Raw genomic sequence first — 1,357 nt, 5'->3', positions numbered from 1 at the left:
TACCGTGATCCATAGCGTTTCTGAAAACATGCATGAATATGTTATTAAGCGTGCTATGCGCTTCGCTCTTAACAAAGATTCCTGCATTATCAATTTCGATATTTGGTTTACCCTTGCCAAGCTGCTCTGCGAGCGAGTTAGCTGATTCGATAACATCTGAAATCACACCATCTAAGGGCTTAGCTTCCATTGACATCAGCATGCTGTATGCCTCAGAAACAACACCTTTAACATTGTCATCAAGCGTTTGCTGGGTAAGTGACTTGATATTTTCCAACCAAGAGCTGACGCGTGCCGGGTCTAAGGAAATACCACTCTCAGCCTCTCCATCACGACCAAGTTTCTCACGGAACACATATGCATACTTCGCGATGATATCTTCCGCACCACTTAACTCTTCGAGCAATTGCTTCTGATCCCAAAGTACATCTTCATTCTTACGAAGATCGTCATAAGTACTTTCAACTTCATGAACAATGTCGGTAACCTGACTCAAACCATAGGTACGAGCATTCCCTTTCACTGTGTGCATTGAGCGGAACAGGTTAGCAATAATGTCCAGGTCTTTCTCATCATTTGCTTCGATAAGCTGTCGACATTCAGCCAAGAAGTCTTCAGAAGTACCAATAAAGTCGGCAAACTTACTTGCATCAACAGCAAGGATTTCACCAATAATTGCCAACTCACGCTTCTGCTCTTCAGCCTCTGCTTCTAGAGCTTTAAGCTCGGTAACATCTCTGACTGTCACCATTAACTTATCAACTTCACCTTCTTCACTGATAATTGGATCCCAATCCAGCTCAAGAATCTTTTCACGATCATCATCCATGCGGATGTTCATTTCAGTCATTAAGCAATGAGAGTTGAAGTCGTACATCATCTCGTCTTCACCGACAATAGCATCGACACCAGTAATATTCTGATCAACTGCATCAGAACCCGCCGTTGTGTTGCTAAACAACAAGTCCGCAAAGTTACGATCTGCGATACGGTCAGTTTCAAAGATCTGCTCAAGGAATGCTGCATACTCTGGATGAATAAAACCACCCTCGGTAATAGTAAACAAACCTTGGTGCATATTCGCCATCATGTTTGCAATATCGTTGTTCTTCTGACGAAGCTCTGCAGTACGCTCTTCCACTTTCGCTTCCAAGTTTCTGTTTTGCTCTTCGATAACTTCACGCATTCGAATACTTTTGATTGTCGTCACCAAGGATCGCGCTACAGAAGAAACGAACTCATAATCACTATCAGCAAAACTCACATTCTTCACATCACCGGAAAGGTTAATCACACCAACGAGAATCTCTTTGTCGACAAGCGGTACACATAGTAAGGCACGCTCTTGCCCGCCAGC

General features: G+C 43.3%; 1 protein-coding gene. It reads right to left on the bottom strand.

The features are described from left to right. A partial coding sequence (locus tag A3735_RS23625; RefSeq protein ID WP_197486003.1) for an Hpt domain-containing protein occupies positions 1–1,357 on the bottom strand: 1,357 nt, incomplete at both ends.

It is taken from the genome of Oleiphilus sp. HI0061 (genome assembly GCF_001635675.1).
This window is presented reverse-complemented; position numbering and strand designations above follow the sequence as displayed.